A 25,404-nucleotide genomic window follows, 5' to 3' on the forward strand; every position below is an offset into this window, starting at 1 on the left:
TGCTGGGGTGGATGGAAGCGCCTTCGCCACTCAAGAGGTGGCGTTCGGACGCAGGATCACCAGGGCGTCCAGCGCCATGGCCTTCCCGTTCGAGATGGCAAGCGGGTTCACGTCGACTTCTTCGATGCGGTCCGCATGCGAGGCCATCAGGTGGCTCACGCGGCTGATCAGGCTCGACAGTTCGTCCAGGTCGGCCGGTGCCGCACCACGGAAGCCTTCAAGCAAACGCCTGCCGCGCAGGCGCGAAAGCATCTCGCGCGCATGCGCTGGCGTGACGGGCGCCAGGTCGACCACGGTGTCCTGCAACACTTCCACGAAAACGCCGCCCAGGCCGACCACGACCACCGGGCCGAACAGCGGGTCCTGGCGTGCGCCGACGAAGAGCTCGAAGTCCTTTGTCGCCATGGGCTGCACCGAGACGCCCAGGATGTTCGCGTTGGGCGCGTAGGCGCGGGCGTTGCGCATCACCTCGTCGAAAGCGTTGCCCACCTCGTCGTCGCTGCGCAGACCCAGTCGCACCGCGCCAGCCTCGGTCTTGTGCGGGATGTCGGGCGAATCGACTTTTAGGACCACCGGGTGGCCCGCGCGGCGCGCCACGTCGACGGCGGCTTGCCGCTCCGTCACTGTGGTACCGGCCACCACCGGAATGCCGCAGGCCTGCAACACGCGCGCCGACTCGGATTCGGACAACACGGTGCGATCACCCACCGCCAGCAGCGGCCCCACGCCCGCCATCGGCACCGCGCCCTGGCCCACGTCCTGGGCCTGCGCGCTGCGCAGCCGGTGGAACTCGTGCCAGGCGCGGATGGCCTGCATGCAACGGTCCATGGAACGGAACAGGGCCAGGTGGCCGTGCTGTTCCACGTCCTTCGCACCGGGTCCGTCCAGCCATTGCGACAGCCACACGCAGCACACCACCTTGCCGGTTTCACGACCCACGTCGCCCAGCGCCTTCAGCCGCGCCACGCCGACCTCGGTCGCGGTCATGTGCGGCACCACCATGGTGCTGTAGTCGTCTTCGCGCAGGATCGCGCGGGCACAGGCCGGCAGCGATTGAGGGTTCGACAGGATCTGTGCGGTCACATCGCAAGGGTTGCGTGCGGAGCCGAACTCGGGAATGTGCTGGCGCAGTTCTCGCGCGACAGCTTTGCTGGGCTGCGGCATGTGCACGCCCGCCTGCTCGGCCTTGTCGGCAATCAGAATCGCCGCGCCCCCCGACGTGGCCAGACTCGCAACGCCGCTGGACGACGGATGCCCTGCCTTGGCCAGAAAGGCACAGGTTTCAAGAATCGCTTCGAAGCTGTGAACCTCGATGAAGCCGTGGCGCGCAAACGCCGCGCGGTAGACATCGGCGGCACCTGCCAGGCTGCCGGTGTGCGACTGCGCCGCGATGCTGCCCTCTTCCCCGGTGGCCAGCTTGAACACCACCACTGGCTTGCCCGCCTGCAATGCGCGCGCGCCGGCGGCCATGAGGCGCGATGGATCGGCCATGCCTTCGAACACGCAGGCGATGACATCGCAGTCGGGCTGGTCCACCAGATACGACACCTGGTCGGCCACGTCGACGTCGCAGGCGTTGCCAGTGGTCAGCACATAGGAGAAGGCGTAGCCGTGCGTGGCGGCCTGCCCGAGTGCAAATCCCATGCCGCCAGACTGGCTGACAAGGCCAATGCGCGAATGGCTGGCTTGGCCCAGGTCGGGCGCGTCACCAAAGAATGTGAGGCGCAAGCGCCCCTGCTCCGACATCAAACCCATCGTGTTGGGGCCGAGGATGCGCATGCCGCTCTCGCGCGTCAGATCGGAGAGTGCCTGTTGCAGCGCGACGTCTTGCGGACGGCCGGTCTCGGCAAAGCCCGATGCGTAGACGATCGCACCGCGAATGCCTTTGGCCGCGCACTGGCGGGCCACGTCGAGCACGGCGTCGCTCGCAACCGCGATCACCGCGCAGTCGGGCACCACGGGAAGATCGGCCACTTGGCGGAAGGTAGGACGGCCATCGATGGGCTCGCCCTTGGGATGGACCAGGAAGGTGGTCACGCCACCCCGCTCGAGATTGCGCAGGGTCTGGTTGCCAAAGGAGCCAGGGCGCGCGGAGGCCCCGACGATGACGACGCTGCGCGGACTCAGCAGAGGCTGCAGCGCAGCAGAGGCATGGAGCGGCCGGGCGGTGGACCGCGTTCCTTCATGAACAGACACATTGTCTCCTGATCAGGTGATCGGCCCGCTGAGGCCGATCGTTGTCTTTTGGATCACCCTTTATTTTTATGGGTGACCCAATGAATTCTGCGCAAAAATCGGCGGCGAGTCAACCATGCGACACCCGGGGGAATTCCCTGCCCCGAAATGCAAACGGCCGGGACGAGCCCGGCCGTTTGCTTATCTGGTGATGCTCAGATAGGGTCCCAGGCGTAGTGCTGCGAGCTGGACTGCAGCGACATGAAGCTGGACTGGAAGGCCGGCATCGCGTGGTCGGCGATCGACTCCGGCGTCCAGCCCTCAGCTCGGTGCACGCTGCGCAGCATGCGCGACTGGCTCATGAGGTAGATCTCGTGCAGGCGCACCGCGAAGATCTGTGCGTTGACGTGTTTGGCCGCGTCGGACGCGAGGAACACCGCCAGCGGCGCGTTCTTCTCGGGTGTCATCTTCTTGAGCTTGTCCACCAGCGCCTTTTTCTCCGGCGTGTCTTCCGGGATGGAATTGGTCATGCGGCTCCAGGCAATCGGGGCGATGCAGTTGGAGCGCACGTTGTAGCGCCCCATGTCGAGCGCGATCACCTTGGACAGCGCGGTGATGCCCAGCTTGGCCGCCGAGTAGTTCGCCTGCCCCACCATGCCGATGAGGCCCGAGCCGCTGGTCATGTGCACGTAAGCACCGCTCTCCTGCTTGCGGAAGTGTTCGGCCGCCGCGCGGCTCACGTTGAAGGTGCCGTGCAGGTGCACGTCGATCACGGCGCGCCAGTCGTTCGGGTCCATCTTGTGGAAGATCGAATCGCGCAGGATGCCGGCGTTGTTGACCACGATATCGATGCGGCCGAAGTTGTCCAACGCGCATTGCACGATTCTCTGGGCGCTGGCCCACTCGGACACACTGTCGGTGTTGATCGCGGCGCGGCCACCGGCAGCTTCGATCAGCGCCAGGGTCTCCTGCGCCGGGCTGCCTGACAGGCCTTCGCCCTGCAACGAGGCGCCCACGTCGTTGATGACCACCGATGCGCCCGCCTGGGCCATGGCCACCGCCACCGCTCGGCCAATGCCGCCGCCCGATCCGGTGACGACGGCAACTTTTCCTGATAGGTCCACGCTGGCCATGTGCAATGCTTCTTTCATAAACGAGATTATTGGGTGATCCATTAATTGTGCAACGGATGCGGGCGGTGGTCAAGCCAGCTGCAGCGACGCGCCGATCGCACGGGCACTGCCCACATTTCCCGTTTGACAAGCGGCTGCGTGCAACTTCATAATGGGTCATCCAATACAACGATGGAGACAAGCTTGAAACTTTCAACCTTCTTTCGCCGCGCCGTCCTTCTCGTCTGCGCGCTCGGCTGCACTGCCGCCATGGCGTTCCCCGACAAGCCGATTCGCATCATCGTGCCGTTTGCGGCCGGTGGCGGCACCGACGTCTGGGCGCGCACCTTCGCGACGCGCCTGTCCGCCCGACTTGGCCAACCGGTCATCGTCGAGAACCGTGCGGGTTCGAACACGCAGATCGGCGCCAACGCCGTCGCCAAGGCGGATCCCGACGGCTATACGCTGCTGTTCACCAGCGGCACGCACGTGCAGGTTCCGGCCTTGTCGCTGACCGTTCCCTACGACGTGGTGCGCGACTTTGCCCCCGTCGGCAGGCTGGGCACCACAGGCCTGGTGTTTGTGGTGCATCCCTCCGTCAAGGCCACCAACATGAAGGAGTTCCTGGCAGAGGCCAAGGGTGCCGAGAAATGGTCGCTGGCGACGTATGCCGCTGGCTCGACGGGCGACGTCTTTTCGCGCGCCTTGATGCAGGACCACAACCTGAACATTCCCGTGATTGCCTACAAGGGCGAAGGCGTGGCCATCACCGATGTCATCGGCGGCCAGGTGCAGGGCGGGTTCTTCTCCATCCCGACGACCAAGCAGCTGGTGGCCAGCGGCAAGGTCAAGGCGCTCGGGTCGCTGTCGACCGGCCAGATTCCCTCCATGCCAGCGGTGCAGTCGCTGCCCGACCAGGGCTTGACGAACTACCGCTGGCCAGGCATCTGGCTGGGCATGTTCGCCCCGGCCAAAACCCCACAGCCGGTGCTGGACAAGCTGAGCCAGGCCGCACAGGCCATCACCCAGGACCCCGAGTTCCAGCGCGATTGGGCGTCTCGGGATTTGAACGTGGGCTGGCGCGGCCCGGCCGACTTTGCCCAGGACATCCAAGGCGAGATCAAGACGTGGGGCGATCTGGTCAAGGCCCTGGGCATCAAGCCGCAGTGAGCGTGCATCGGCTGAACACTTCGAACCCCGCCGAGCGGAAACTTCCATGCCCCCTGAACCCACCATGGCCGAGACCATGGCCATCCTCCTGGCGCGCGACATGGCCAACGGAGAGAAGGCGATCATCGGCACCAACTCCGACATCCAGGTGGCGGCGTGCAACCTCGCCCGCCTGATGCACGCACCCGACCTCTGGTGGATATCGGGCCCCGGCGGCATGGTCAATCCCGAGCGGGACCATCTCGTGTCCACCGCAGACCACGGCAACATCGCGTCGGCAGAGGCCTGGATGGACCTGCCCAACATGATCGACTTCATTGACTGGAAGATCCACTTCTTCGACTTCGCCATCCTGTCGGCGCTGCAGGTGGACCAGTACGGCAACATCAACACGGTGGTGGTGGGCGACCAGACGAAGCCGAAGCTGCGCGGCCCCGGCACCGTCGGCATCAGCGCCTTGTGCGGACTGTCGCGCTACTTCAACGTGGTGATGGCCCATCACAGCAAGGCCGCCTTTGTGCCACGGGTGGATTTTCTCTGCGGCCCCGGCCACATGGAGGGCGGCACCTCGCGCGAAGACCGAGGCCTGCCACCCGGAGGCCCCCGGCTGGTCATCTCGCCACTGGGCGTGTTCGACTTCGAACCGGGTTCCCGCCGGATGCGCATCCGGTCGCTGCACGCGGGCGTGGAGGTTCAGAAGGTCATCGACGCCACCGGGTTTGAGCTGGTCGTGCAGGGCGAACCTGCGGTCACGCCAGCGGTGACGCCACAAGAGATCGAGCTGCTGCGATCGCGCGTGGACCGCGCGCAGGCCCTGCGCAAGGGTTAGGCCGAATCACAGAACCCCATTCGCCAGAAGCACCATGAAAAAACCTGTGTTCGTTTCACTGTCCGAGGCCATGGCCGACATACCCGATGGCTCGCGGGTGGCCTTGGGCGGATGGATTTTCAACGGGCAACCCATGGCCCTGGTCCGCGCCCTGATCCGCAAGGGCGCGAAGAATCTCGACCTGGTGCCAGCACCCGGATCGATCGCGCCCGACATGCTGATCGGTGCGGGATGTGCGCGCTCAACGTGCTGCGTGTTCATCAGCTTCGAGCAGTTCGGCCTGGCGCCGCACTTTCGCAAGCAGGCCGAGGCCGGGACGTTGAAGGTATACGACCTGGATGGCCCTGCGATCGCCGGCGGGCTGCGCGCCGCCATCTGCGACTTGCCGTACATGCCTGTGCCGGACCTGGGCACCGACCTGCCCCGGCATGCGCCTGAACACTACCGGGAACTGCCCACTGCGCCGGGCGAGCGCAAGTTGCTCGCGGTCACGGCCATTCACCCCGATGTCTGTCTGCTGCACGCGCAGCAGGCCGACGATCTGGGCAATGTGCAGTACCTGGGCACGCCATTTTTCGACGCGATGCTGGCGCAAGCCTCGCGCAAGGTCATCGTCTCGGTGGACCGCATCGTCTCCCGGGAAACAGTCAGGGCGTCCAACCACCTGACCAAGCTGCCCCGGTCCATGGTGGACATGATCGTGGAGGCGCCTTTCGGCGCGCACCCGACGTCATCACCGTCTCTCTACCGCAACGACGAGGCGCATCTGCGCGCGTATGTGGAGGCGAGCCGGACAGACGAGGCCTTTCAGGCGTACTTGCGGCACTACGTTCACCCCGAACGCCACGACGCGTACCTGGACGCGGTGGGGGGCAGCATGCTCGCGGGCATTTCACACTAAGAGCGCCACATCGACCCGATGTCGTTGCGCGCGTGTGCCGCGCGTGCGACATCAGAGTGTTCGCCCAGCGCGGGCACCCGACCGGGGTCGGTGCGCAGACCATCGAAGCGAGGGGCCGGCGATGCCTGGAGCATGCCTTGCCGCTCGAAGAAGGTGCCGCGCGCCGCCATGTGCGGGTGCGATCCGGCCTCCTGCGGTCTCAGCACCGGCGCAAAGCAGGCATCGCTGCCATCCAGCAATTGCGACCATTCGGCGCGCGTGCGCTCGGCGATCCGTTGCGCCACATGTGCCTTCAGCGTCGGCCACAGCGCGCGGTTCCACTGGGCCGTGAAACGCGCATCCCCGGACAGGCCCAGCTTGTCCAGCATGACCTGGTAGAACGCGGGCTCTACCGCAGCGAACGTGATGAACTCGCCGTCCCTGCAGCGGTAGGTGGCAAAGAAGTGAGATTCATCGTGCATGTTGCCGCCGCGGTTCAAGCCGGTCATGCCCTTGGCCTGCGTGCCCAGCAACACGTGCAGCATGTGGGCGCAGCCGTCCACCATGGCGGCATCCACCACGATGCCAAGGCCGGTTGCGCGCGCCCTCAGAAGGCCGGCAAGGATGCCCACGGCGAGGTAGAGAGCCCCACCGCCGATGTCACCGACCAGGGACACCGCCGACACCGGCGGCTCCGCCGCGGTGCCGTTGAAATAAAGCGCCCCGGCCAGGGCGGCGTAGTTGTTGTCGTGCCCTGCGGCGCGGGCCAGCGGCCCCTCTTGCCCCCAGCCGGTCACGCGCCCGTAGACCAGGCGCGGGTTGCGCGACATGCACAGCTCGGGCCCGAGGTTCAGGCGCTCCATCGCGCCCGGCCGCATGCCCTCGATCAGCGCGTCGGCACCGTCCAGCAGTGCCAGCACCAGCTCGCGGTCGGCCGGGTCCTTCAGGTCGGCAACCACCGAACGCTTCCCACGCCGCACGGGTTGCAGCGCCAGGCGGGTGTCGGCGCGTTCGATGGAGATCACATCGGCCCCCAGATCGGCCAGGTGCATGGCACAGAACGGCCCGGGGCCGAGGCCACTGATCTCCACGATGCGCACACCGCTGAGGATGCCAGGTGCGGCGACAGGCGCCGTCTGCGAAGACTCAGGCATGGCCGTCTCCTGCGCCCATGCCGATTTCTGCCAACACTTCTTCGGTGTGCTGGCCCAGCAGCGGCGGCGCCAAGCGGACACGGGCAGGTGTGCCCGAAAGCTGCAGCGGATTGGCAAGGACGCGCACCTCGCCAGCCGTCGGATGGGCGATGCGAACCACCATGTCGCGCTCGATCTCCGGGTCGGTGAACACCTCTTCGAAGGAGCGCACCAACGAGAAAAGAACGCCCTCGTTGGTCAGCCGCCGCATCAACTCGTCAACGCACACGGCTCGGCATGCCTGGGCGATCAGGGCGTTCACATCGGCCCGGTGCGCGAGGCGGCCTTTGCCGGTGGCGAAGCGCGCATCGTCCAGTTCGGCATGCGCCAAGGCCCGGACCAGCGCAGCCCAGTACTTGTCGTTGTGCGCAATGATGAAGACTTGGCGCTGGTCGCTGGTTTCGTAGGCGCCGTAAGGCACGATCTGGTAGTGCTCATTGCCGTGCCGCTCGGGCGTGCGGCCCGTGGCGAAGTAGTAGCCCTCGCGCGGCACCATGGCAGCCACCGTGGCATTGAGCATGGACAGGTCGATGCGCTGGCCAGATCCGTTGCGCTCCCGGGCCAGCAGGGCCAGTGCCACGCCATAGGCAGCGAAGATCGGTGTGGAGAAGTCCGACACCGCGAAGCCGGTGCGCAGCGGTCCCGTCTGCGCGGTGCCAGACAGTTGCATGACGCCAGACATCGCCTGGATCACCGGGTCCAGTGCCGGCCGGTCCCGGTTGACGCTGTCCTTGCCAAAGCCAGAGAGCGAGCAGTAAACGATCTTGGGGTTGACGGCCCGCACCGCTGCGTAGCCAATGCCGAGCCGATCGGCCGTGCCCGGTCTGAAGTTCTCGATCACGACATCGGCGGTCTGCATCAGCCGCATCGCAGCTTGCAGGCCATGTGCGGACTTGAGATCGAGCACGACGCTGCGCTTGTTGCGGTTCACACTCAAATAGAACTCGGTTTCGCCGCCGATGCGCGTCTCGCCGGTGTTGCGCATCGCGTCGCCCTCGGGCGGTTCGATCTTGATCACGTCGGCGCCAAAGTCGGCGAGCATCGTCGCGCACAGCGGGCCCGCCATCATCTGAGAGAAGTCGAGGACGCGAAACCCCTCGAGTGCGCCAGGTGCGATCATGGTGCGCCCTTCCTCTTCATCGGCTGGCCGCCTGTGGTTTCAGCCGCGCTCAAGCGGGCGGCCTCTTTGAGATACAGCGTCTGCTGCCGCAAGAGATGGCGACGGATGGCGTCGGTGCTGGCCACCGCGTCCCGGGCCCGAAGGCTTCGCAGCAAGCGGCGCCGAAACGGCATCACCAGGCTGCTGGGCGTGCGTTCGATGCGGCTCACGAACTCCCGGGTGATGGCGATCACCGCGTCGGTGATGGCCACCAGCAGTGCATTGCCTGTCATGCGCGCCAGCAGCTTGTGGAACTCCAGGTTGAGCTCCGTGCGCCTGGCCAGATCGTTCTGGCGAATGGCCTCTTCGGCAGCGGCCACGTTGGCCTCCAGCTGATCGAACTCGGCTTCGCTGGCACGCTGGCACGCCAGATGAACGACCTCGGTACCGATCAGCACGCGCACCTCCGTCAGGTCCTGGGGCCGTATCGTGCCCAGCGAGAACAGGTCGCCCAAAACCGCTTCCACCGCCGTGCCGCCATTGCTGCGGATCACCGCACCACCGGCAGGGCCATGCCGAATCTCCAGAAGCCCCTGCTCCTGCAGCGATCGCAGCGCCTGTCGCACCGTGTTGCGGCTGACCTGCAACTGTTCTGCCAGCTCCCTTTCGGGCGGCAGCCGATCGCCCGACTGAAGCTCCTGACTGCGCAGCATGCTGCGCACCTGTTCAATGATTTCGGCCGCCGGTCGCGCGCCGGTCACGGGTTGGAAGTGCGGGCGTTTCGCACCCCTTTCTGCGGTGCGCACAGGCGGCTGGCGTGGTGTCGCCACGCCATGCGCAGAAAGACCTGTGGCACGGCGTCCGGCCGGCACGGTTCGGCTTGAAATGCTGAGCATCGGTTGACTTTCCAAAAAAGGGTGACCCATAATATCACTATGGATGACCCAATAAAATCCCCAGCACAGACCGCCAGCAGCGAGCCGAACGAAGCGCCACTCGCAGGCATTCGCGTCATTGATCTGAGCAGCTACATGACCGGACCATTGACTTCCACCACGTTGGCAGACCTTGGCGCCGAGGTGATCAAGGTGGAGCCGCCCGGAGGCGATGGCTTTCGCGGGTTTGGCCACAAGGTCAACGGCTGGAGCGCGCTGTGGTCGACCTGCAACCGCGGCAAGCAAAGCATCGTTCTGGATCTCAAGCAGGACACCGGCCTGGCCACGCTCAAGCAGCTCCTGCTGGAGGCGGACGTCCTGGTCGAGAACTGGCGCCCACATGTCGCCGCTTCGCTGGGTCTGGGACGCGAGGTGCTGGAGGCGTTGTTCCCACGCCTGGTCCACCTGTCCATCACGGGCTACGGGGAAAGTGGTCCGCTGTCCGAGGAGCCTGCGTACGACTCGCTCATTCAGGGCTACAGCGGCATGGCGCATCTGCACGGTGGCGGTGGAACGCCGGCCGTGGCGGCCTATTGGGTGGTGGACAAGGTGGTCGCCGCCTATGGCGCGCAGGCGGTTCTGGCGGCCCTGGTGCAGCGCGGCCGCACCGGCAAGGGCGGACATGTTGCCCTGCCGATGCTCGATGTGACGGCCTACTTCAACTTCTGCGACATGGCGCAGCACCGCACCTTCGTCGGCGACGAGACGCCCTGGAAGGAGCCCTTCAACCCGGTCGTGCGCACCGCCGATGGGCACCTGATCATTGCGCCTGTGAATGGCGGGCAGCTCTCACGCACGCTCAAGGCTGTTGGCCGCTCCGACCTCAAGGAGCAGATGCTGTCGATGAAGAACCACGGCGAGATGATCGACTTCTTCTACCGCCATCTCAACGAGATCCTGTCGGCCCGGCCAAGCGCCCATTGGCTGGAAGCGTTCCGCCAGTTCGACGTTCCCGCCGCGCCGGTGCGCACGCTGGACGAACACCTGTCGGATCCCCAGGTGGTGCACAACCGCATCTACCACGAGGTGCCCTCCCCGGCCGGCATGCCCCTGCGTGTCACCCGGTACCCGGCGCGATTCGACGGCGCCATGCTGCGCCCGGCTGGCGCCCCTCCCGCGGTGGACGCCGACGCCCAAGCCATCCGCGAGCGCCTGAGCCCTCTTCCTTGAAAGACAGACAAGTCCATGAACACCACGACATCTGCAACCAGCGATCCCCAAACGGCCGTGCTCTTCGAGAAGAAGGATGGCAAGGCCTACATCACCTTCAACCGCCCCGAAAAGCGGAATGCGCTGAGCTATGCGTCTTTCGACAGGATGATGGAATGCCTGTCGGATGCCGAGCGGGACGACGACATCCGTGTGGTCGTCATCCAGGGCGCAGGCGGGCACTTCTGTGCCGGCCACGATCTGGTCGAGATCGGCAGCGAATACGGTTTCGATCCGAGTGGCAAAGCACGTCGACCCAGCCAGCGGGCGCGGCTCGACTTCGATCGCCGGCATCTCAACCAGTTTCGCGACCTGCTCTACTGCAGCAAGCCGACCGTTGCTCTGGTGCGGGGATATTGCGTGGGTGCGGGCCTGCACATCGTCGAGGCGTGCGATCTGGCCATTGCCAGCGATGCGGCCCGCATCGGACACCCGGAACAGAAGTCGGGTCTGGCCGGCGCGGCCTACATGACGGCCTGGAACATCCTGGCCGCTGGCCCGAAGAAGGCGCGGGAACTGCTGCTGATCGCCGACGTGCTGCCGCCACAGGAAGCGGTGCAGATGGGCCTGGTCAACAAGGTGGTTCCAGACGACCAGCTCGATGCCGCAGGCGAGGACTGGGCCGACCGCATTGCGCGGCTGCCGCGCGACGCCATTGCCATCGGCAAGGCAGCGGCACACGTGGCGCTCGATTCGCTGGGCATGACGAGCCAGTTCACGCATGGGTACGTGATGCATGCGCTGTCCACCAACATCCGCTATGAAGAAGACGAATACAACTTCATGAAGCAGCGCCGAGAGAAGGGCGTGCGCGCGGCCTCTCACGGACGCGAGGAACGTTTTGACCAAAAGGGTGAGAAGCGCCCGGGACAGGGCGAATGACAAGCCCGCATGCCGCAGCAGGCGTGCTGCGAGGCCTGCGGGTGGTGGACTTTTCCACCATGATCGCAGGCCCATACTGCACGCGATGGCTGTCCGACCTGGGCGCCGAGGTGATCAAGGTGGAGCCGCCCGAGGGTGACCACATGCGCCACCGACCACCGCTGCGCGACGGACACAGCGCCTTCTTTGGCCATCTCAATGCGGGCAAGCGCTGCATCTCGCTGGACCTGAAGCAGCCGGCCGGGCTGGGCCTCGCCCGTTCACTGGCGGCCTCGGCCGATGTGGTGGTGGAAGCCTTTCGCCCGGGCGTGATGCAGCGCCTGGGACTGGGCGCGCAGGCGTTGCGCGAGCAACGTCCTGCGCTGATCTACTGCTCCATTTCCGGCTTCGGACAGGACACCGACTGGTCGGCCCGACCGGCCTACGCGCCGGTCGTGCACGCCGCCAGCGGGTTCGACATGGCGCTGGGAAAAGGCCCGAACGGCGAGCCCATCAGTGCGTCCATGCCGATGGCCGACATGCTCACCGCGATGTTTGCGGCGATGTCCATCCAGACGGCGTTGCTGCAGCGCCAGCGCACCGGACGGGGCACCGTGATCGACGTGAACCTGATGGACAGCGTGCTCAACGTGATGCCCTACGAGTTCCAGAGCGCGCAACAGGCGCAGCAGCAGCCACGGCCGGTGTACCGGCCGATGCGTGCCAGCGATGGCTGGGTGCTGGTCACGCCCATCAACCACCGCAACTTCCTCAACCTCTGCGACGCCGTGGGGCAGCCGCAATGGCGCGAGGACCCGCTGCTGGCGACCGATGCGGACCGCTTTCAGAACTGGGACACCTTCATGGACCGCATCGAGGACTGGACCCGCCACCGCAGCGCCGTGGAATGCGAGCGCACGTTTGCCGCACAGGGTGTGCCTTGCGCCCGCTACCGCGACTTGCGCGAGGTCATCCAGGACCCGCAGTTCCAACAGCGCGACAGCTTCGCATCGGTGCAGGACCCCGCCGGCAGCTTCCTCACGACCCGACTGCCGTTTGCGCTGGACGGTGTGCGGCCCGGCACGGGCGCGCATGCGGCGCCGTTTGGCGCCGACACGCAGGCTGTGCTTCGCGACGAACTGCGCCTGACCGCAGAACAGATCGACGCACTGGTTCGCCAGGGCGCTGCCTTCCGCCTCGCCACACCACACCCCTGAACACAAGGAGACAAACATGTTGAACCGTCGAACCGTTTTAAGTGCATGCCTGATCTCGGCTCTGGCATGCACCCCTGCGTTGGCCCAGAACCCGCCCGAGGGGCCGCTGCACATCGTCGTGCCCACGACACCCGGGTCCACGCCCGACCTGCTGGCGCGGTTGATCGGCCCGAAGCTGTCGCAGCGCCTGGGCCGCCCGGTGGTGGTCGAGAACCGCACCGGCGCGTCCGGCAACATCGGCGCCGAGGCGGTCGCCCGTGCGGCGCCGAACGGCTCCACCGTGCTGATCGCGGCCAGCACGCTGGCCACCGGGGCCATGCTGCAACCGTCTTCCACGTTCGAGGCGACCAAGGACCTGGCGCCTGTGATGCTGATGGGCTGGAGCCGACTGGTGCTGGTGACGCACACGGGAACCGGCTTCAAGTCCATCGACGATCTGCTCCAGGCCGCGCGCAAGGCACCGGGCAAACTCAACTACGGCAGCCCCGGCAACGGCACGCCCAACCACCTGGCCGCCGAGCTGTTCAAGACGGCCACGAAGACCTACATCATGCACATCCCCTACCGGGGGTCGGCCCAGCAGTTGACCGATCTGGTCGCCGGGCAGATCGACATGGCGCCGCTGACCGCCAGCGCCGTCGCGCCGCACGTGCGCAGCGGCAAGCTCGTGCCGCTGGCGGTGACGGGCGACAAGCGCTCACCGCTCCTGCCGGGCGTGCCAGCCTTGTCGGAACAAGGCATTCCGGGCGTGGACGGCAACATCTGGTACGGCATGTTTGCGCCACGCGGAACACCCACCGAATTTGTGTCGCGGCTCAACACCCTCATCAGCGACATTCTGCGCGGTGAAGAAGCTGCCCTGTCCGCGCAAGGCTTCGAGCTGGAGACATCCACTCCGCAGGACCTGCAACAGCTTCTCACGCGCGACACGGTGCGCTGGGGTGAGCTGATCAAGCTGCAGGGCATCAAACCCTAGTCCGGGAAGTCATCGCAATGGAAACGAGACGCTGAACATGCAATTCAACGAAGAACAGACCGCCTTTCAGGACACCGTGCGCCGCATGGTCGCGCGCCACGTGGCGCCCATCGCGGCCGAGATCGATGAGACCGATCGCTTTCCCCTCGAGCTGGTCAAGCTCTTTGGCGAAATGGGATTGATGCAGTTGCTCGTGCCCGAGCAATACGGTGGACCCGATGGAAACCTCACCATGATGTGCATTGCGCGGGAAGAGATCTCGCGCGCCTCGCCGGCCTGCGCCACGCTCGCCGGCCTCAACACGATGTTTGCCATGCCCCTGCTGCACTTCGGCAGCGAAGAGCAGCGGCAGCGCTTCCTTCCCCAGCTGGCCGCAGGCGGTGTGGTGACCGCCACCGCCATTTCCGAACCGCAGGCCGGCTCGGACGTGAGCGCCATCGCCACCCGTGCCGAGCGCAGAGGCGACGGCTACGTCCTGAACGGCAGAAAGCAGTGGTGCAGCTACGGCTGCGAGGCCGAATACATCATGCTGTACGCGCGCACCAGCGACGAACCCGGGGCTGCCGGCATCAGTGCCTTCGTGATCGAGCCCAGGAAGATGAAGGGCGTGACCTTCGGGCGGCATGAGCGCAAGATGGGATTCCGGGGTGCGCCGAACACGCCCATCTTCCTGGACGAGGTGCACGTCCCCGCCGAGAACCTCGTGGGCGAGGAGGGAAAGGGCTTCCGCGCCTCCATGCGCGCACTGGACATGAACCGGCCCACCATCGGCGCGCAGTGCGTCGGCCTGGCGCAGGGCTCACTCGATGCGTCCCTGGCCTATGCGCGGGAACGCAAGCAGTTCAAGAAGAGCATCGCGGAATACCAGGGCATCCAGTTCATGCTGGCCGACATGGCGATCCAGACCGAAGCGGCGCGCTGCCTCGTCTACGAATGCGCCCAGGCCGCAGACGCCGGTGACTGGAAGCGCTTGAGCTACTTCGCCAGCATGGCCAAGTGCTTCGCCAGCGACATGGCCATGAAGGTCACCACCGATGCGGTACAGATCTTCGGCGGCTATGGCTACACGCGCGACTATCCCGTGGAACGCTGGATGCGCGACGCCAAACTCACGCAGATCTTCGAAGGCACCAACCAGATCCAGCGGCTGGTGGTGGCCCGTGAACTGCTGAAAGCCTGACACCCCACACCCCCAAGGAGACAACATGACCAGCACCTTGCGAATCCTGAACGCAGCCATCCTGGCCTCTTCGGCTCTGATGGGCATGCAGAGCGCGCTTGCCCAAAAATTCCCCAGCGACCGTGTGACCCTGATCGTGCCTTACTCGCCCGGCAACGGCCTCGACCTGTTGGCGCGCGAACTGGCGGGCGAGCTGCAAACGCAGGAAGGCGTTCCCTTCGTGGTGGAGAACCGGGAGGGCGCCGCCGGCGTGATCGGCACGCAGCACGCCGCCCGCGCCAAGGCGGACGGCTACACCCTGCTGTTCACCGCCAACCCGCCCTTTGCCACGTCCCCCTTTTCGCTCGACAAGCCGCCCTACGACCCGCTGAGCTCCTTCGTGCCGGTCGCGCGGGTGGGTTCGGTGCCGCTGGTGCTCGTGACCGCGCCACAGTGGCCGATCCAAAACCTCGAGCAGCTCAAGGACTACGTGGCCAAGAACCCGGACAAGGCCAACTACGCGTCGTCGGGTGTGGGCTCGCCCGGCCAGCTGTATGGCGAAAAGCTCAACCAGGCCATGGGCATCCGGTTGCAGGACGTGCGCTACCGCGCCACCGGCCAAGCCCTGCTGGACGTGGTGGCGGGCAGTGTGCTGGTGAGCATCGTGTCGGTCACCGCTGCGGAGCAACACGTCAAGGCCGGCAAGTTGCGGATGCTGGCGGTCGGCTCCAGGAAGCGCCTGAGCAGCTTCCCGGATGTGCCCACACTGGCCGAGGCAACAGGCCAGCGGGACTTCGAGGCGGGCGTCTGGTACGGCTTCTTTGCCCCCGCCGGAACGTCGAAGGAGCGCGTGACCGCCCTTTTCGCGTCCGCATCGAAGGCCGCCTCCTCACCACGGGTGCAATCCTTCATGGACCGGGTGGGCATGGTGCCCGAGCTGCTGGATCCCGACGCGTTTTCGAAGCAGCTGCAAGCGGACGTCAGTTCCTCGAAACGCCTGGTCGAAGAAGCCAGGTCCCGACCTGAGCGCTGACGCGACGCATGCGGCTGAGCAACGGGCTCAGCCGCCGTTCTTGCCCGCCTTGCTCGACGCCTTGCTGCGCACCGCCACTTCGTCCAGGTAGATCTTCTGCAATCGGAGCAGGTGGTCGCGCATCAGCGTGGCCGAGGCCTCGGCGTCGCGCTTGCGCAGCAGCACCAGCAACTCGCGCCGAAACGGCATCACCGTGATGTTGGAGGTGCGCATGAAGTCCTCCACGAATTTCAGCGTGATCGCCATCACCGCGTCGGTCACGATGACCAGCAAGGGGTTGTGCGTCATGCGCGCGAGGATGCGGTAGAACTCCAGATTGATGGCGGTGCGGCGCGGCGCATCGCCCGCTTTCGCGGCGGCCTGAGCCTCTTCCACGTTCTTCTCGAGCTCGACCAGCTCTTCCTCGCTCCCGCGCTCGCAGGCCAGGCGCACCACTTCCACGCCGATGAGCAGGCGCGTCTCGGTCAGGTGCTGGGGCTGGATCGCGCCAAGCGAATACAGGTCGACCATGCCGGCGCGCACCGCATCGCCCCCACCGCCACGGATGAACGCGCCACCAGTGGCGCCCTTCTTCACCTCCAGCAAGCCGCCATCGGCCAGCGAACGGATCGCCTGGCGCACGGTGTTGCGGCTGACTTCCAGCTGTTCCGACAGTTCGCGCTCGGTCGGCAAGCGGTCACCCTGCTTGAGTTTGTGCGACGCGATGAGCTTGCGGATCTGCGCCTGAATCGCCTCGGCCGGTCGCGTGCTGTTGACCGGCTTGAACGCCAGGCGGCGCGACTTGCGGGCGGCGGTGGTTTTGGAGGTGTCGCTGGTGGTGGCCATGGAAGAGAGTGGTTGCGGATTGGGGTGCCCGTGGGCATGCCGTCAGTATCATGTCATATGGTCATCCATTTTCCAGTTCGCGCATGAGCGCAGCGCCGGGCCGCCCCAAGCAAGCTCGCGCCGCAGCCCGACAGGGCGAAGGCATCCCAGTGAGCGCCAACCCGCCGCCCGCCGCGCCTGCGGCCAGCGCACGCTCGCTGCTGCTCACCCTCCTCGGCGAATACGTCTACCCCTCCACCGAAGGCGTGTGGACGCAGACCTTGCTGCAGGCCTTCGCCTTGGTGGGCATTGCCGAAAAGGCCGCCCGGCAGGCGCTGGCGCGCGCGAACACCGCGGGCTGGATCGAAGGCGGCAAGGAAGGCCGGCAGGCCTGGTGGGCGCTGTCGCCAGGCGGCTCGGCACTGATCGCCGAAGGGTCCCGCCGCGTGCTGGGCCTGGCGCAGAACAAGCACGAGTGGGCCGGCGGCTGGTTGTTGCTGCACGTGACCCTGCCCGAAACGCGCCGTGCCGATCGACTGCGGCTCTACCGCGTGTTGCACTGGATGGGCTTTGGCTCGCCCACGCCGGGTCTGTGGATCTGCCCGCACGCCGACCGTGCCGACGCGGTGCGCGCGCAACTGCGGGAACTGGGCCTGGAGGACGACACGCTGGCCTTCCAGGCGCGCTCGCTGGACTTCGGCATTCCCCAGCCCACGCTGGTGCAAAAGGCGTGGGACGTGCCCGCGCTGGCCGAGCACTACCTGGAGCTCGAATCGCGCTTCAGTGCCCTGCGCCCGCGCAACGCCGAAGACCACTTCCAGGCCCACGCCCAGCTGGTCAACGCGTTCCAGCGTCTGCCCGCGGTCGACCCAGGCTTGCCGCATTCCTTGCTGCCCAGCGACTGGGTGGGCACGCGCGTGACGAAACGGCTCAACGAATTGCGCGCGCGCTGGCGTGAGCCCGCGCACGCGCAGTGGCAGGCCATGAGCGAGATCGCCTGAACGGGGCGCCCCATACGAAACCGTTTTAGCCGCCGCGCCAATCTGCCTTGAGCTCGGCCTTGGCGATCTTGCCGGTGGCGTTGGTCGGCAAGGCTTCGCGGCGCAACCACCAGCGGCTGGGCACCTCGAACTTGCCCAGCAACGATTGCGCATGCGCCGCAAGCTCTTCGGCGCTGGCGCTCTGGCCTTCGCGCAGCACCACCACCGCCGCCACTTCTTCACCCAGATCCGCGTGCGGCAGCGGCACCACCGCCACCTCCTGCACCGCCGGGTGGCGCAGCAGGCAGTGCTCGACGTGCGCGCAGGCGATGTTTTCGCCGGCGCGGATCACGATGTCCTTCGAACGTCCGCTGAGGTAGAGGTAGTCGCCCTCGACCCGCCCCAGGTCGCCGGTGCGCACCCAACCATCTTCGTCGGTCGCGCCTTCGGCCTCGCCCCACACCCCGAGCGTGACCGTGGGCGTGCGCGCCTGGATCTCGCCCACACCGCGCTCGTCCGGGTTGGCGATGCGCAGTTCGACCACCGGCAAGGCCTTGCCCACACAACCGGGCCGCTCGCGCAGCGTGTCCGCGCTGCCGGCCGCGAGAATGCCACCGGCCTCGGTGCAGCCATACAGGCTGCCCACGCTTTTCTTCACGCCGGGAAACACCTGCGGAATGCGCGCGCGCAACTCGGGCGAGATCGCCGAGCCGCCCATGGGAATGGAGCGCAGGCTCGACACGTCGTAGCGGACCGCGTCGGGATGCTCCAGCACGCGCGAGACCATGGTGGGAATGCTGCCCCACACGCGCACGCGCTCCTGCTGGATGAGGCGCAGCACCGCGCCGGCATCGAAGCGACCTTCCTGCAGCACCAGCTTGCCGCCGGTGAGCAGGGTCGAGATGCTGACCTGCACGCCGGCCAGGTGGAACAGCGGCACCGTGAGCAGGCTCACCGTGCCGGGCTGGTCCAGCGACATCTCGCTGGGCAAACGCCCGGTGAGCACCAGCAGGTTCTGCAGGTTGGCCACCACGCCGCCTTGCGACATCAGCGCACCCTTGGCGCGGCCGGTGGTGCCGGAGGTGAACATGATGATGGCCAGCGCGTCCTCGGCCACCTCGGGCAAGGGCGGCAACGGTGGACGCTCACCGCCATTCACCCATTCCCGCACCGTGGCCATGTCGATCACGTTCGGGTCGTCCTGCAGGCCGCGCTTGGCGAGCCAATCGGCCAACACCCAGGCGGGCTCTACGTCGGCGATGGCTTCACTGGTTTCCTGCGCGCTCCACCAGGCGTTGCACAGCACCGCGACAGCGCCCAGCGACTGCACGGCCCAGAAGGCCGCGAGCCATTCGATGCTGTTGTAGGCCAGCAGCACGATGCGCTCGCCTGGGCGCACGCCGCGCGACTGCAGTTGCTCCGTCACACGCGCCACCGCCGCTTCGAACGCGCCAAAGCTCAGGCGGCGTTCGCCCTCGACGATGAAGGTGCGGGCGCCTTCTTGCCAGCGGCGCGCGTCGCGCAAGAGCGCGCCCACCGAACGCGGGCGGTTTGCATAGAGGCGGCACGGGTGCCCCTGGACCCGGCCCGCTTCGACCTCGCGACCCCAGAGCGGCGTTTCAACGACCGCGTTCAAGGCTGTTCTCCTGGCGCCGCCACGGCGCTGAGCCGCTGCACCTCTTCGGCCGTGAAGCCATAGTCGGCCAGCACCTGCGCGGTGTGTTCACCGGTCTGCGGCGCGCGCGGCGCTTCGCCGCGCGGCATGAAATCAAAGCGCACCGGCGCGTCGACCGACTGCTTGCCCTCCACCGTGGTCCAGGCGCCGATCGCTTCGGCCTGCTGGTCGTTCAGCACTTCCGCCGGCACCTGGATCGGCGCCCACCACACCTCGTGGCGGTCGAGTTGCTCGGCCCAGTACGCCATGGGCTGGCTGTTGAAGGCCTGGTCGAACAGCGCGATCAGCTCGGCCGCGTGCGTGCCGATACCACGCCCATCCTTGAAGCGCTCGTCGTCCACCAGATCTTCGCGGCCGATGGCGCGCAACACCGTGGGCAGGTGCCGGCGCGCTTCCACTCCGACGAGGAAGAACCAGCGGTCGTCGGCCGTGCGGTAGGAGTTGTACATGGGCGTGCGCGATTGTTCGCGTGGCTTGGGTGGCTTGGGGTTGCCGCCCAAAGCCTGCTGGCCCAGTTCTCCCCCCAGCGCCCACATGCCGGTGCGCATGAGCGAGGCCTCCACCACGCGGCCCTGGCCGGTCTGGTGGCGCTCCATGAGCGCGGCCAGGATGCCGGTGGTCGCGGTCATCGCGGTGAACGCATCGCCAATGCCTTGCAGCAGGGCGGGCGGCGGCGTGCCGGCGGTGGTGATCTCGTGCGCCACGCCGGTGCGACCGTAGAACGCGGCGATGTCGTAGCCCGGCCGGTCCTGGTCCGGGCCGCCCCAACCGTATGCGCTGACCGAGCAGTAAACGAGACGCGGGTATTTCTGGCGGATCTCGGCCGCGCCCAGGCCCAGGCGCTGCAGTGCATCGGGGCGCAGGTTGGTCAGCAGCACGTCGGCGTTGGCCAGCAGCTTGCCCAACGCGGCCAGGCCTTCGTCGGTCTTCACGTCGAGCACCAGCGAGCGTTTGCCGCGGTTGGCCAGCGTGAAGGCCGCGTTCGGCGTTCCGGCGCGCGCGCCCATCTTGGCAAAGATGGTGCGCATGGGTTCACCACCCGGTGGCTCGACCTTGATGACGTCGGCGCCCCAGTCGGCCAGCAGGCCGCCCGACAGGGGGCCTGCCATCCAGTGGGCAAATTCGATCACGCGCACGCCCTTCAAGGGCTGTGCAGGTTGATCGGAAAGAGGCAATACAGCGTTTGATGAAGTCATGCCGAAATGCTACAACCGATTGACGTTACGGTCAAACGATGTATCATTTCACCCAGATTCATTCAGGAGATACGCCCATGGACGATGCTGTGATCGTCGAGAAACAAGGACCCGTCGCGCGGCTGGTGATGAACCGCCCGGACAAACACAACGCGCTGCGCTTCGACGACCTGGACCGCCTGGTCGCCGCGCTGCACGAAGCCGAGGAAGACGACGACGTGCGCGTCATCGTCCTCAAGGGCAATGGCCCCTCGTTCTGCGCCGGGCACGACTACAACGACGCGCTGAAGTCCTACGGCCTGGAGCCCGCAGCCGACGGCAAGAAGCCGCGCCGCCCCAGCCAGCGCACGCGCCTGCTGCGCGACCGCAAGCTGGGCATGAACTACATGGCGTTCCAGAACTCGATGAAGCCGGTGATCGCGCAGGTGCACGGCCACTGCACCGGCGTGGGCATGTACCTGGTGGAGCTGGTGGACCTCGCGGTGTGCGCGCACGACGCGCAGTTCAGCCACGCCGAGCAGCGCCTGGGCCTGGCCGGCAACACCTGGCACATGAACAGCCAGATCCTGATGTACGGCGCGAAGAAGGCACGCGAACTCATGTTGCTGGGCAACAGCTTCGACGGCCCCACCGCCGAACGCCTGGGACTGGTCAACCTGTCGGTACCTGGCGACACACTGGACGCAGCCGTGAGCGATTGGGCGCAACGCATCGCCAAGCACCCGCGCGACGCCCTGGTGACCGGCAAGGCCATGCACCAGATGGCGCTGGAGAGCCTGGGCGGCGCGGCGCAGTTCTCGCGCGGCTATGTGGGCCACACGCTCGGCACCAACCTGCGCTTCGAAGACGACGAGTTCAACATCCTGCGCAACCGTTCGCAAACGGGCACCACCGCCACGTTCAAGCAGCGCGACCAGCGTTTCGACGACACGGAGTAATACGACATGGAGCTCAAGGTCACCGAATCCAGCGTGCAGGACGGCGTGGCGCTGGTGCGCCTGAACCGGCCCGAGCGCGGCAATTCCTGGACGCACCGCATGAACGCGGAATACCGCTGGTTGATGCAATCGCACGACGAGAACCCGGAGGTGCGCGTGATCGTGGTCACCGGCGCGGGGCGCCAGTTCTGCGTCGGCGCGGACTTCCGCGCGCTGGAACACCACCAGGCCTCGACGAAGGACTACAGCAAGGCGACGGAAGAGCTGGAACTGGCCGAACCCGGCAAGGGCGTGCACGAGGAGTTCGAACACGAGCTGGTGTGGCACTGGGGCATGAACAAGCCGGTGATCGCCGCCGTGAACGGCGCGTGCGCGGGCATCGCGGTCTCGCTCACCGCGTTCTGCGATCTGCGCTATGCCGCGGCGGGCGCAAAGTTCACGGCAGCCACGTCCAGGCTGGGCCTGCCCGCCGAGTACGGCCTGTCGTGGGTGCTGCCGCGCCTGATCGGCTTGTCGCCGGCGGTGGAGATCCTCTTCACGGGGCGTGTGGTGCTCGCGGAGGAAATGCAGACCCTGGGCTTCCTGCACGGCGTGCTGCCGGCCGAAGACTTCGAAGCGCAGGTGCTGGCGCGTGCCCGCGCCTTGGCGGCCACGGTCTCACCGGTCGCGGTGCGCGCGGCCAAGCGGCAGGTCTATGCGGAACAAATGCACCTGCAACCGGGCCGCTCGGTGGAAGACGCCAAGCGCCTGACCGGGGAACTGCTCAAGCACCCCGATTGCAAGGAAGGGGTGAAGGCGATGCAGGAGAAGCGTGCGCCGGCGTTCCAGCCCTTGGGCAAGCCCTGAGTCTGCACGACGTCAGCCTTCAAGTCCTCGCCGCGCGCACGGACGGTGGCGTCTCGCACGTCGTGCTGAGCGCGTTGCAGCGCTCGTCGTCCACCGGCCGAACCTCCAGTTGCAGGCCGAAGGCCAGGAAGAACCAGTAGCCCCCGACGATTTCCTTGGCTTCGGTGAAGGGGCCGTCGATCACGCCCTGGCGGCTGACCAGCTTGGTCGGCATGGCCAGGCGCTGGCCGCTCTTCATCCGGCCTTCGGCCACGAGCCGGTCGTGCCAGATATAGAAGTCGTCGATCGCCCGCTGAATGTCCTCGGGGGACGCGTCGGCGTCCCATTGACCGCGCGAGAGCACGAGGTAATCGGACACGGTGTTGGACTCGGTGGTCATGGAATGGGGGCTCCTTCGTTCGTTCGTTCATGAAAGCAGGCGCGGCACCGCCGACACCAGCATGGCCACGCCAGAGAAACTGAGCAGCGTCAGCACCAGCTTGCGAAACGCCGCTTCGCTCAGGCCCACGTACAGGCGGGTGCCCAGCAGCACGGGCACCAGCAACGCCCCCGCCACCCAGGGCAGCAGTGGCCACAGGTCGCGCGTGACGGTGCCGGTAAGCACGTAACCCAGCATGGTGCAGGCCAGCGCCGCGAGGTTGAAATTCTGGATGGTCGCGCGCTGCTCGTCTTTCGCCCAGCCGCGCAGGGTGCACCACAGCGTGGGCACCACGCCGGTGAAGCCCCCGATGCCGCCCATGAATCCGCCGGCCGCGCCCGCCACGCCATCGGCGAGACGCCCGCCCGCCTGCACCTTGGGCAGATGGGAGGAGAACAGCATCACCGGGCACCAGAGCACCAGCACGCTGCCCAGCACCAGCTTGAACAGATCGGGATTGAGATGCGGCAGCACCGCGATGCCCAGCGGAATGCCCAGCGCGCCGCCCATCAGGAACGGGGCCAGCGCCCGCCACTGGAAAGCGCGCCGGCTCGACACCACGGCCACGATCTGCCCGGTGAGCGAGCCGAACACCGCCATCACCGCCGCCACGCGCGGCTCGATGCCCCAGACCCAGAACGACATGGCGACCATGCCGAACGCAAAACCGGAGAGCCCCTGGACGAAGCCCGCCACGGCCGCGCCCAGCACGAGCAGGGCGAGCTCAGGTGGCATGGGACGGCGGTGTCAACGGACACCCCTTCGAAGGACGTGGAAACATCCGTCGGACTGTACCCGGGTGCACCGGGGCAACCCGTAAACTCCGGCCCTATGTCACTCAAAATCACCGTCTATTCCAAGTCCGCCTGCCCGCAATGCGAGTCGGCCAAGATGCTGCTGAAATCGCGCTCCTTGCCGTTCGAGGAAATCAAGATCGACGACGAGGCCGAACGCCTGGCGTTCTATGAGAAATGCGGCCCGTCCGTGCGGCAGATGCCGCAGATCTTCATCAACGACCAGCGTGTGGGCGGCCTCACCGGCTTGCAGGCGGCGTTGGTGCAGATGGGAAAGTAAGCCCGTTATTTCAGTGCATGCCCGCACCGGCGCTCCACCAAGAATGTCTGGGAGGCGCAACCGCGGCGGCCATGAACAGGGGGACCGGCACCCGCGGTAGTCGCACGCCGGTCTCGAAGCGATTCAAGGGATATAGCGTTCGCTCGCATCTACCATGCCGAGCCCAATACCGCTCACCATGAGCACGCTGCCATCGCCCAACAAGGTGGCCGCAGCCCGATTGCGCTCGACAGCCACGGGCGCTGCGGCGGTCCAGCGATTGACGTCCGGGTTGTAGATTTCGGCGGTGTTTGTGGCAGCCCCACCAGCCACGAGCACGCGGCCATCAGCCAACGCCGTCATGGTTGGGAAGATGCGTTCGCCGTACAGCGGGGTGCTCGTGGTCCAGCTCGACGTGAGCGGGTTGAACCGTTTCGACTGCCCGGCGCAAATGACCAAGACACTGCCATCGTCCAATTTCACCGCCTGGTGTTGGAAGCCCTCGAGACCGTATGGAATCACTTTGGTGGCGCTGCCGTCCACCTTGTAGAGCTCAGCCGTCGTGACCCCGTTGCCCCCCGCCACCAGCAGCGTCGTGCCACCCGGGAGCAACGCTGAGGCGTGCAGGTACCGCTCGGTCGATAAGCGCGTGGGCAGTGGGGTCCAGCCCTCTGTGCTCGGGTCATACAGCTCGGCGGTGTCGATGGGTTCACCCGTAAACGGATTTTGCCCACCCACCACCAGCACCTTGCCGCTGGCCAACAGATGCGCCGTACACCTATCGCGCGCCACGTTCAGACGGCCAGTTTCCGTCCAGCTCGATGTGTAGGGATTGAAGATCTCCGTGGCGCCGGGATCGGCACTGGTGAGGTCACCGCCCAGGACGAGCACGCGACCATCGCGCAGCGCCACGGACAAAGGGAGATTGCGAGGCTTCAGCATGGCGGCTGCAGAACTCCAGGTGGCCGACGAGGCATCGTAAATGGCGGCCGTTTCTGTCACACCCCCGCCGGCCATCAGCCCACCTGCCACCAGAAACTTGCCTCCGGGCAGCGGCGCGATGGTGGTGGAATACCTGGCGCCGGGCACCGTCGCCACAGGAACCCAAGCACCTCGGCCCGTCACCGTGATGCGCACACGTGTCTCTGCGGTGCCCCGGTTGTTGCGGGCCGAGACCGTATAGCTGCTCTGCCGCTGCAGCTGGGTGGGCGTGCCGGAGATCACACCGGTCTGGGCATTCAGCGCCAAGCCGATGGGCAGTGCCGGCTTGACGGAGAACGTAGGCGCGGTGTGGCCGGCGGTGATCTGGTTTTTGGTGGCCAGTTCCGGAATGTTGGGCGTGATGGGCTCATCCACGAAATACAGCGCCTGCTCGGTGTCGTAGCTCAGATCGGCACCGCCACCGCAAGCGGTGAGCGCCGGCAGTGCGCAGGCGGCCGGTAGTGCCAACAGCAGTCGGCGGTTGCGCTGGGTGGGCGTGGCGGTGGATGCGTGGGAAATGGGGCGGGTCATGGGAGATCACTCCAGTGGGCATTGGCTGAACCGGCCCTTGCGCCGGGGTCTGCACCGCCACCGCCTCGGACCGCCTATGTGCTGCTGACCACGCTGCATAGGCGCCCTGCCGTCAGCCCTCCCACGGGCGAAAT

At 66.6% G+C, this 25,404-nt stretch carries 24 protein-coding genes; 13 read left to right on the top strand and 11 right to left on the bottom strand.

What is annotated here, in order from left to right:
* Window positions 1-30 precede the first annotated feature (30 nt).
* Together F9K07_RS26170 and F9K07_RS26175 are read right to left on the bottom strand one after the other, a co-directional pair.
* Window positions 31-2,196, bottom strand: a complete 2,166-nt coding sequence (locus F9K07_RS26170) for an acetate--CoA ligase family protein (protein WP_159596194.1) — start codon at window positions 2,194-2,196, stop codon at window positions 31-33.
* Window positions 2,197-2,390: 194 nt separating this feature from the next.
* Window positions 2,391-3,308 (bottom strand): SDR family NAD(P)-dependent oxidoreductase, encoded by a 918-nt coding sequence (locus tag F9K07_RS26175; protein WP_159597117.1) that lies wholly within the window; start codon window positions 3,306-3,308, stop codon window positions 2,391-2,393.
* Between the two features lie 183 nt (window positions 3,309-3,491).
* Here F9K07_RS26175 and F9K07_RS26180 point away from each other — a divergent pair, with 183 nt between their 5' ends.
* From F9K07_RS26180 to F9K07_RS26190, 3 genes are read left to right on the top strand one after another with little or no spacing between them, the layout of a single operon-like run.
* Complete coding sequence (locus F9K07_RS26180; protein ID WP_159596195.1) at window positions 3,492-4,457, top strand: Bug family tripartite tricarboxylate transporter substrate binding protein; 966 nt, start codon at window positions 3,492-3,494, stop codon at window positions 4,455-4,457.
* Window positions 4,458-4,503: 46 nt separating this feature from the next.
* Window positions 4,504-5,286 carry a CoA-transferase gene (locus F9K07_RS26185; protein ID WP_159596196.1) on the top strand — a complete coding sequence of 261 codons (783 nt, stop codon included), beginning with the start codon at window positions 4,504-4,506 and terminating at the stop codon, window positions 5,284-5,286.
* Between the two features lie 34 nt (window positions 5,287-5,320).
* The gene (locus tag F9K07_RS26190; protein ID WP_159596197.1) at window positions 5,321-6,187 is read left to right on the top strand and encodes a CoA transferase subunit A; all 867 of its coding nucleotides are present in this window, start codon (window positions 5,321-5,323) and stop codon (window positions 6,185-6,187) included.
* On the opposite strand, the gene F9K07_RS26195 is transcribed toward F9K07_RS26190, so the two are convergent.
* From F9K07_RS26195 to F9K07_RS26205, 3 genes are read right to left on the bottom strand one after another with little or no spacing between them, the layout of a single operon-like run.
* Window positions 6,184-7,320 carry a CaiB/BaiF CoA transferase family protein gene (locus tag F9K07_RS26195; RefSeq protein ID WP_159596198.1) on the bottom strand — a complete coding sequence of 379 codons (1,137 nt, stop codon included), beginning with the start codon at window positions 7,318-7,320 and terminating at the stop codon, window positions 6,184-6,186. The genes F9K07_RS26190 and F9K07_RS26195 overlap by 4 nt on opposite strands.
* Entirely contained in the window at window positions 7,313-8,479 is a 1,167-nt protein-coding gene (locus F9K07_RS26200; RefSeq protein ID WP_159596199.1) for a CaiB/BaiF CoA transferase family protein, read from the bottom strand. The genes F9K07_RS26195 and F9K07_RS26200 overlap by 8 nt, the downstream gene beginning before the upstream one ends.
* On the bottom strand, window positions 8,476-9,354 hold the full coding sequence (locus F9K07_RS26205) for a FadR/GntR family transcriptional regulator (protein WP_159596200.1): 879 nt from the start codon (window positions 9,352-9,354) through the stop codon (window positions 8,476-8,478). The genes F9K07_RS26200 and F9K07_RS26205 overlap by 4 nt, the downstream gene beginning before the upstream one ends.
* Before the next feature lie 39 nt (window positions 9,355-9,393).
* Here F9K07_RS26205 and F9K07_RS26210 point away from each other — a divergent pair, with 39 nt between their 5' ends.
* The 6 genes from F9K07_RS26210 to F9K07_RS26235 are packed head-to-tail and all read left to right on the top strand — an operon-like array spanning window position 9,394 to window position 15,848.
* Entirely contained in the window at window positions 9,394-10,563 is a 1,170-nt protein-coding gene (locus F9K07_RS26210; RefSeq protein ID WP_159596201.1) for a CaiB/BaiF CoA transferase family protein, read from the top strand.
* 15 nt (window positions 10,564-10,578) lie between these two features.
* Window positions 10,579-11,484 (top strand): enoyl-CoA hydratase/isomerase family protein, encoded by a 906-nt coding sequence (locus tag F9K07_RS26215; RefSeq protein ID WP_159596202.1) that lies wholly within the window; start codon window positions 10,579-10,581, stop codon window positions 11,482-11,484.
* Window positions 11,481-12,680 (top strand): CaiB/BaiF CoA transferase family protein, encoded by a 1,200-nt coding sequence (locus F9K07_RS26220; RefSeq protein ID WP_159596203.1) that lies wholly within the window; start codon window positions 11,481-11,483, stop codon window positions 12,678-12,680. The genes F9K07_RS26215 and F9K07_RS26220 overlap by 4 nt, the downstream gene beginning before the upstream one ends.
* Window positions 12,681-12,696: 16 nt before the next feature.
* Entirely contained in the window at window positions 12,697-13,656 is a 960-nt protein-coding gene (locus F9K07_RS26225; RefSeq protein ID WP_159596204.1) for a tripartite tricarboxylate transporter substrate binding protein, read from the top strand.
* Between the two features lie 37 nt (window positions 13,657-13,693).
* Entirely contained in the window at window positions 13,694-14,836 is a 1,143-nt protein-coding gene (locus F9K07_RS26230; RefSeq protein ID WP_159596205.1) for an acyl-CoA dehydrogenase family protein, read from the top strand.
* Window positions 14,837-14,861: 25 nt separating this feature from the next.
* Entirely contained in the window at window positions 14,862-15,848 is a 987-nt protein-coding gene (locus F9K07_RS26235; RefSeq protein ID WP_159596206.1) for a Bug family tripartite tricarboxylate transporter substrate binding protein, read from the top strand.
* Window positions 15,849-15,875: 27 nt separating this feature from the next.
* Here F9K07_RS26235 and F9K07_RS26240 read toward each other — a convergent pair whose 3' ends face one another.
* Window positions 15,876-16,673, bottom strand: a complete 798-nt coding sequence (locus F9K07_RS26240) for a FadR/GntR family transcriptional regulator (protein ID WP_159596207.1) — start codon at window positions 16,671-16,673, stop codon at window positions 15,876-15,878.
* Window positions 16,674-16,756: 83 nt separating this feature from the next.
* On the opposite strand from F9K07_RS26240, the gene F9K07_RS26245 reads away from it, so the two are divergent.
* Entirely contained in the window at window positions 16,757-17,653 is an 897-nt protein-coding gene (locus tag F9K07_RS26245) for a PaaX family transcriptional regulator (RefSeq protein ID WP_159596208.1), read from the top strand.
* Window positions 17,654-17,678: 25 nt separating this feature from the next.
* Here the strand turns inward: F9K07_RS26245 and F9K07_RS26250 are convergent, their stop codons facing one another.
* Window positions 17,679-19,268 (bottom strand): class I adenylate-forming enzyme family protein, encoded by a 1,590-nt coding sequence (locus F9K07_RS26250; RefSeq protein WP_159596209.1) that lies wholly within the window; start codon window positions 19,266-19,268, stop codon window positions 17,679-17,681.
* Window positions 19,265-20,503, bottom strand: a complete 1,239-nt coding sequence (locus F9K07_RS26255) for a CaiB/BaiF CoA transferase family protein (protein ID WP_159596210.1) — start codon at window positions 20,501-20,503, stop codon at window positions 19,265-19,267. Before F9K07_RS26255 ends, F9K07_RS26250 begins: the two co-directional genes overlap by 4 nt.
* Window positions 20,504-20,580: 77 nt before the next feature.
* Between F9K07_RS26255 and F9K07_RS26260 the strand changes: the two genes are divergently transcribed.
* Both F9K07_RS26260 and F9K07_RS26265 read left to right on the top strand, forming a co-directional pair.
* Window positions 20,581-21,441 (top strand): enoyl-CoA hydratase/isomerase family protein, encoded by an 861-nt coding sequence (locus F9K07_RS26260; protein WP_159596211.1) that lies wholly within the window; start codon window positions 20,581-20,583, stop codon window positions 21,439-21,441.
* 6 nt (window positions 21,442-21,447) lie between these two features.
* Window positions 21,448-22,287 carry an enoyl-CoA hydratase-related protein gene (locus F9K07_RS26265; protein ID WP_159596212.1) on the top strand — a complete coding sequence of 280 codons (840 nt, stop codon included), beginning with the start codon at window positions 21,448-21,450 and terminating at the stop codon, window positions 22,285-22,287.
* 19 nt (window positions 22,288-22,306) lie between these two features.
* Here F9K07_RS26265 and F9K07_RS26270 read toward each other — a convergent pair whose 3' ends face one another.
* Both F9K07_RS26270 and F9K07_RS26275 read right to left on the bottom strand, forming a co-directional pair.
* On the bottom strand, window positions 22,307-22,666 hold the full coding sequence (locus tag F9K07_RS26270) for a YciI family protein (RefSeq protein ID WP_159596213.1): 360 nt from the start codon (window positions 22,664-22,666) through the stop codon (window positions 22,307-22,309).
* Window positions 22,667-22,693: 27 nt separating this feature from the next.
* Window positions 22,694-23,440: a sulfite exporter TauE/SafE family protein gene (locus F9K07_RS26275; protein ID WP_159596214.1), complete on the bottom strand. Its 747-nt coding sequence runs from the start codon at window positions 23,438-23,440 to the stop codon at window positions 22,694-22,696.
* Window positions 23,441-23,536: 96 nt separating this feature from the next.
* On the opposite strand from F9K07_RS26275, the gene F9K07_RS26280 reads away from it, so the two are divergent.
* On the top strand, window positions 23,537-23,779 hold the full coding sequence (locus F9K07_RS26280) for a glutaredoxin family protein (protein WP_159596215.1): 243 nt from the start codon (window positions 23,537-23,539) through the stop codon (window positions 23,777-23,779).
* A gap of 123 nt (window positions 23,780-23,902) precedes the next feature.
* On the opposite strand, the gene F9K07_RS26285 is transcribed toward F9K07_RS26280, so the two are convergent.
* A complete protein-coding gene (locus F9K07_RS26285) occupies window positions 23,903-25,270 on the bottom strand; it encodes a Kelch repeat-containing protein (RefSeq protein ID WP_159596216.1) in 1,368 nt (455 codons plus the stop codon).
* Window positions 25,271-25,404 lie beyond the last annotated feature (134 nt).

Origin of the sequence: Hydrogenophaga sp. BPS33, from assembly GCF_009859475.1 — a bacterium.
Lineage (GTDB): Bacteria > Pseudomonadota > Gammaproteobacteria > Burkholderiales > Burkholderiaceae_C > Hydrogenophaga.

Bases quoted from the DNA above. Each gene is read 5' to 3' on its own strand.
- F9K07_RS26175 (WP_159597117.1), bottom strand. From the start codon at position 3,308: ATGGCCAGCGTGGACCTATCAGGAAAAGTTGCCGTCGTCACCGGATCG.
- F9K07_RS26185 (WP_159596196.1), top strand. From the start codon at position 4,504: ATGCCCCCTGAACCCACCATGGCCGAGACCATGGCCATCCTCCTGGCG.
- F9K07_RS26190 (WP_159596197.1), top strand. From the start codon at position 5,321: ATGAAAAAACCTGTGTTCGTTTCACTGTCCGAGGCCATGGCCGACATA.
- F9K07_RS26195 (WP_159596198.1), bottom strand. From the start codon at position 7,320: ATGCCTGAGTCTTCGCAGACGGCGCCTGTCGCCGCACCTGGCATCCTC.
- F9K07_RS26200 (WP_159596199.1), bottom strand. From the start codon at position 8,479: ATGATCGCACCTGGCGCACTCGAGGGGTTTCGCGTCCTCGACTTCTCT.
- F9K07_RS26205 (WP_159596200.1), bottom strand. From the start codon at position 9,354: ATGCTCAGCATTTCAAGCCGAACCGTGCCGGCCGGACGCCGTGCCACA.
- F9K07_RS26210 (WP_159596201.1), top strand. From the start codon at position 9,394: ATGGATGACCCAATAAAATCCCCAGCACAGACCGCCAGCAGCGAGCCG.
- F9K07_RS26215 (WP_159596202.1), top strand. From the start codon at position 10,579: ATGAACACCACGACATCTGCAACCAGCGATCCCCAAACGGCCGTGCTC.
- F9K07_RS26220 (WP_159596203.1), top strand. From the start codon at position 11,481: ATGACAAGCCCGCATGCCGCAGCAGGCGTGCTGCGAGGCCTGCGGGTG.
- F9K07_RS26225 (WP_159596204.1), top strand. From the start codon at position 12,697: ATGTTGAACCGTCGAACCGTTTTAAGTGCATGCCTGATCTCGGCTCTG.
- F9K07_RS26230 (WP_159596205.1), top strand. From the start codon at position 13,694: ATGCAATTCAACGAAGAACAGACCGCCTTTCAGGACACCGTGCGCCGC.
- F9K07_RS26235 (WP_159596206.1), top strand. From the start codon at position 14,862: ATGACCAGCACCTTGCGAATCCTGAACGCAGCCATCCTGGCCTCTTCG.
- F9K07_RS26240 (WP_159596207.1), bottom strand. From the start codon at position 16,673: ATGGCCACCACCAGCGACACCTCCAAAACCACCGCCGCCCGCAAGTCG.
- F9K07_RS26245 (WP_159596208.1), top strand. From the start codon at position 16,757: ATGAGCGCAGCGCCGGGCCGCCCCAAGCAAGCTCGCGCCGCAGCCCGA.
- F9K07_RS26255 (WP_159596210.1), bottom strand. From the start codon at position 20,503: ATGACTTCATCAAACGCTGTATTGCCTCTTTCCGATCAACCTGCACAG.
- F9K07_RS26260 (WP_159596211.1), top strand. From the start codon at position 20,581: ATGGACGATGCTGTGATCGTCGAGAAACAAGGACCCGTCGCGCGGCTG.
- F9K07_RS26265 (WP_159596212.1), top strand. From the start codon at position 21,448: ATGGAGCTCAAGGTCACCGAATCCAGCGTGCAGGACGGCGTGGCGCTG.
- F9K07_RS26270 (WP_159596213.1), bottom strand. From the start codon at position 22,666: ATGACCACCGAGTCCAACACCGTGTCCGATTACCTCGTGCTCTCGCGC.
- F9K07_RS26275 (WP_159596214.1), bottom strand. From the start codon at position 23,440: ATGCCACCTGAGCTCGCCCTGCTCGTGCTGGGCGCGGCCGTGGCGGGC.
- F9K07_RS26280 (WP_159596215.1), top strand. From the start codon at position 23,537: ATGTCACTCAAAATCACCGTCTATTCCAAGTCCGCCTGCCCGCAATGC.
- F9K07_RS26285 (WP_159596216.1), bottom strand. From the start codon at position 25,270: ATGACCCGCCCCATTTCCCACGCATCCACCGCCACGCCCACCCAGCGC.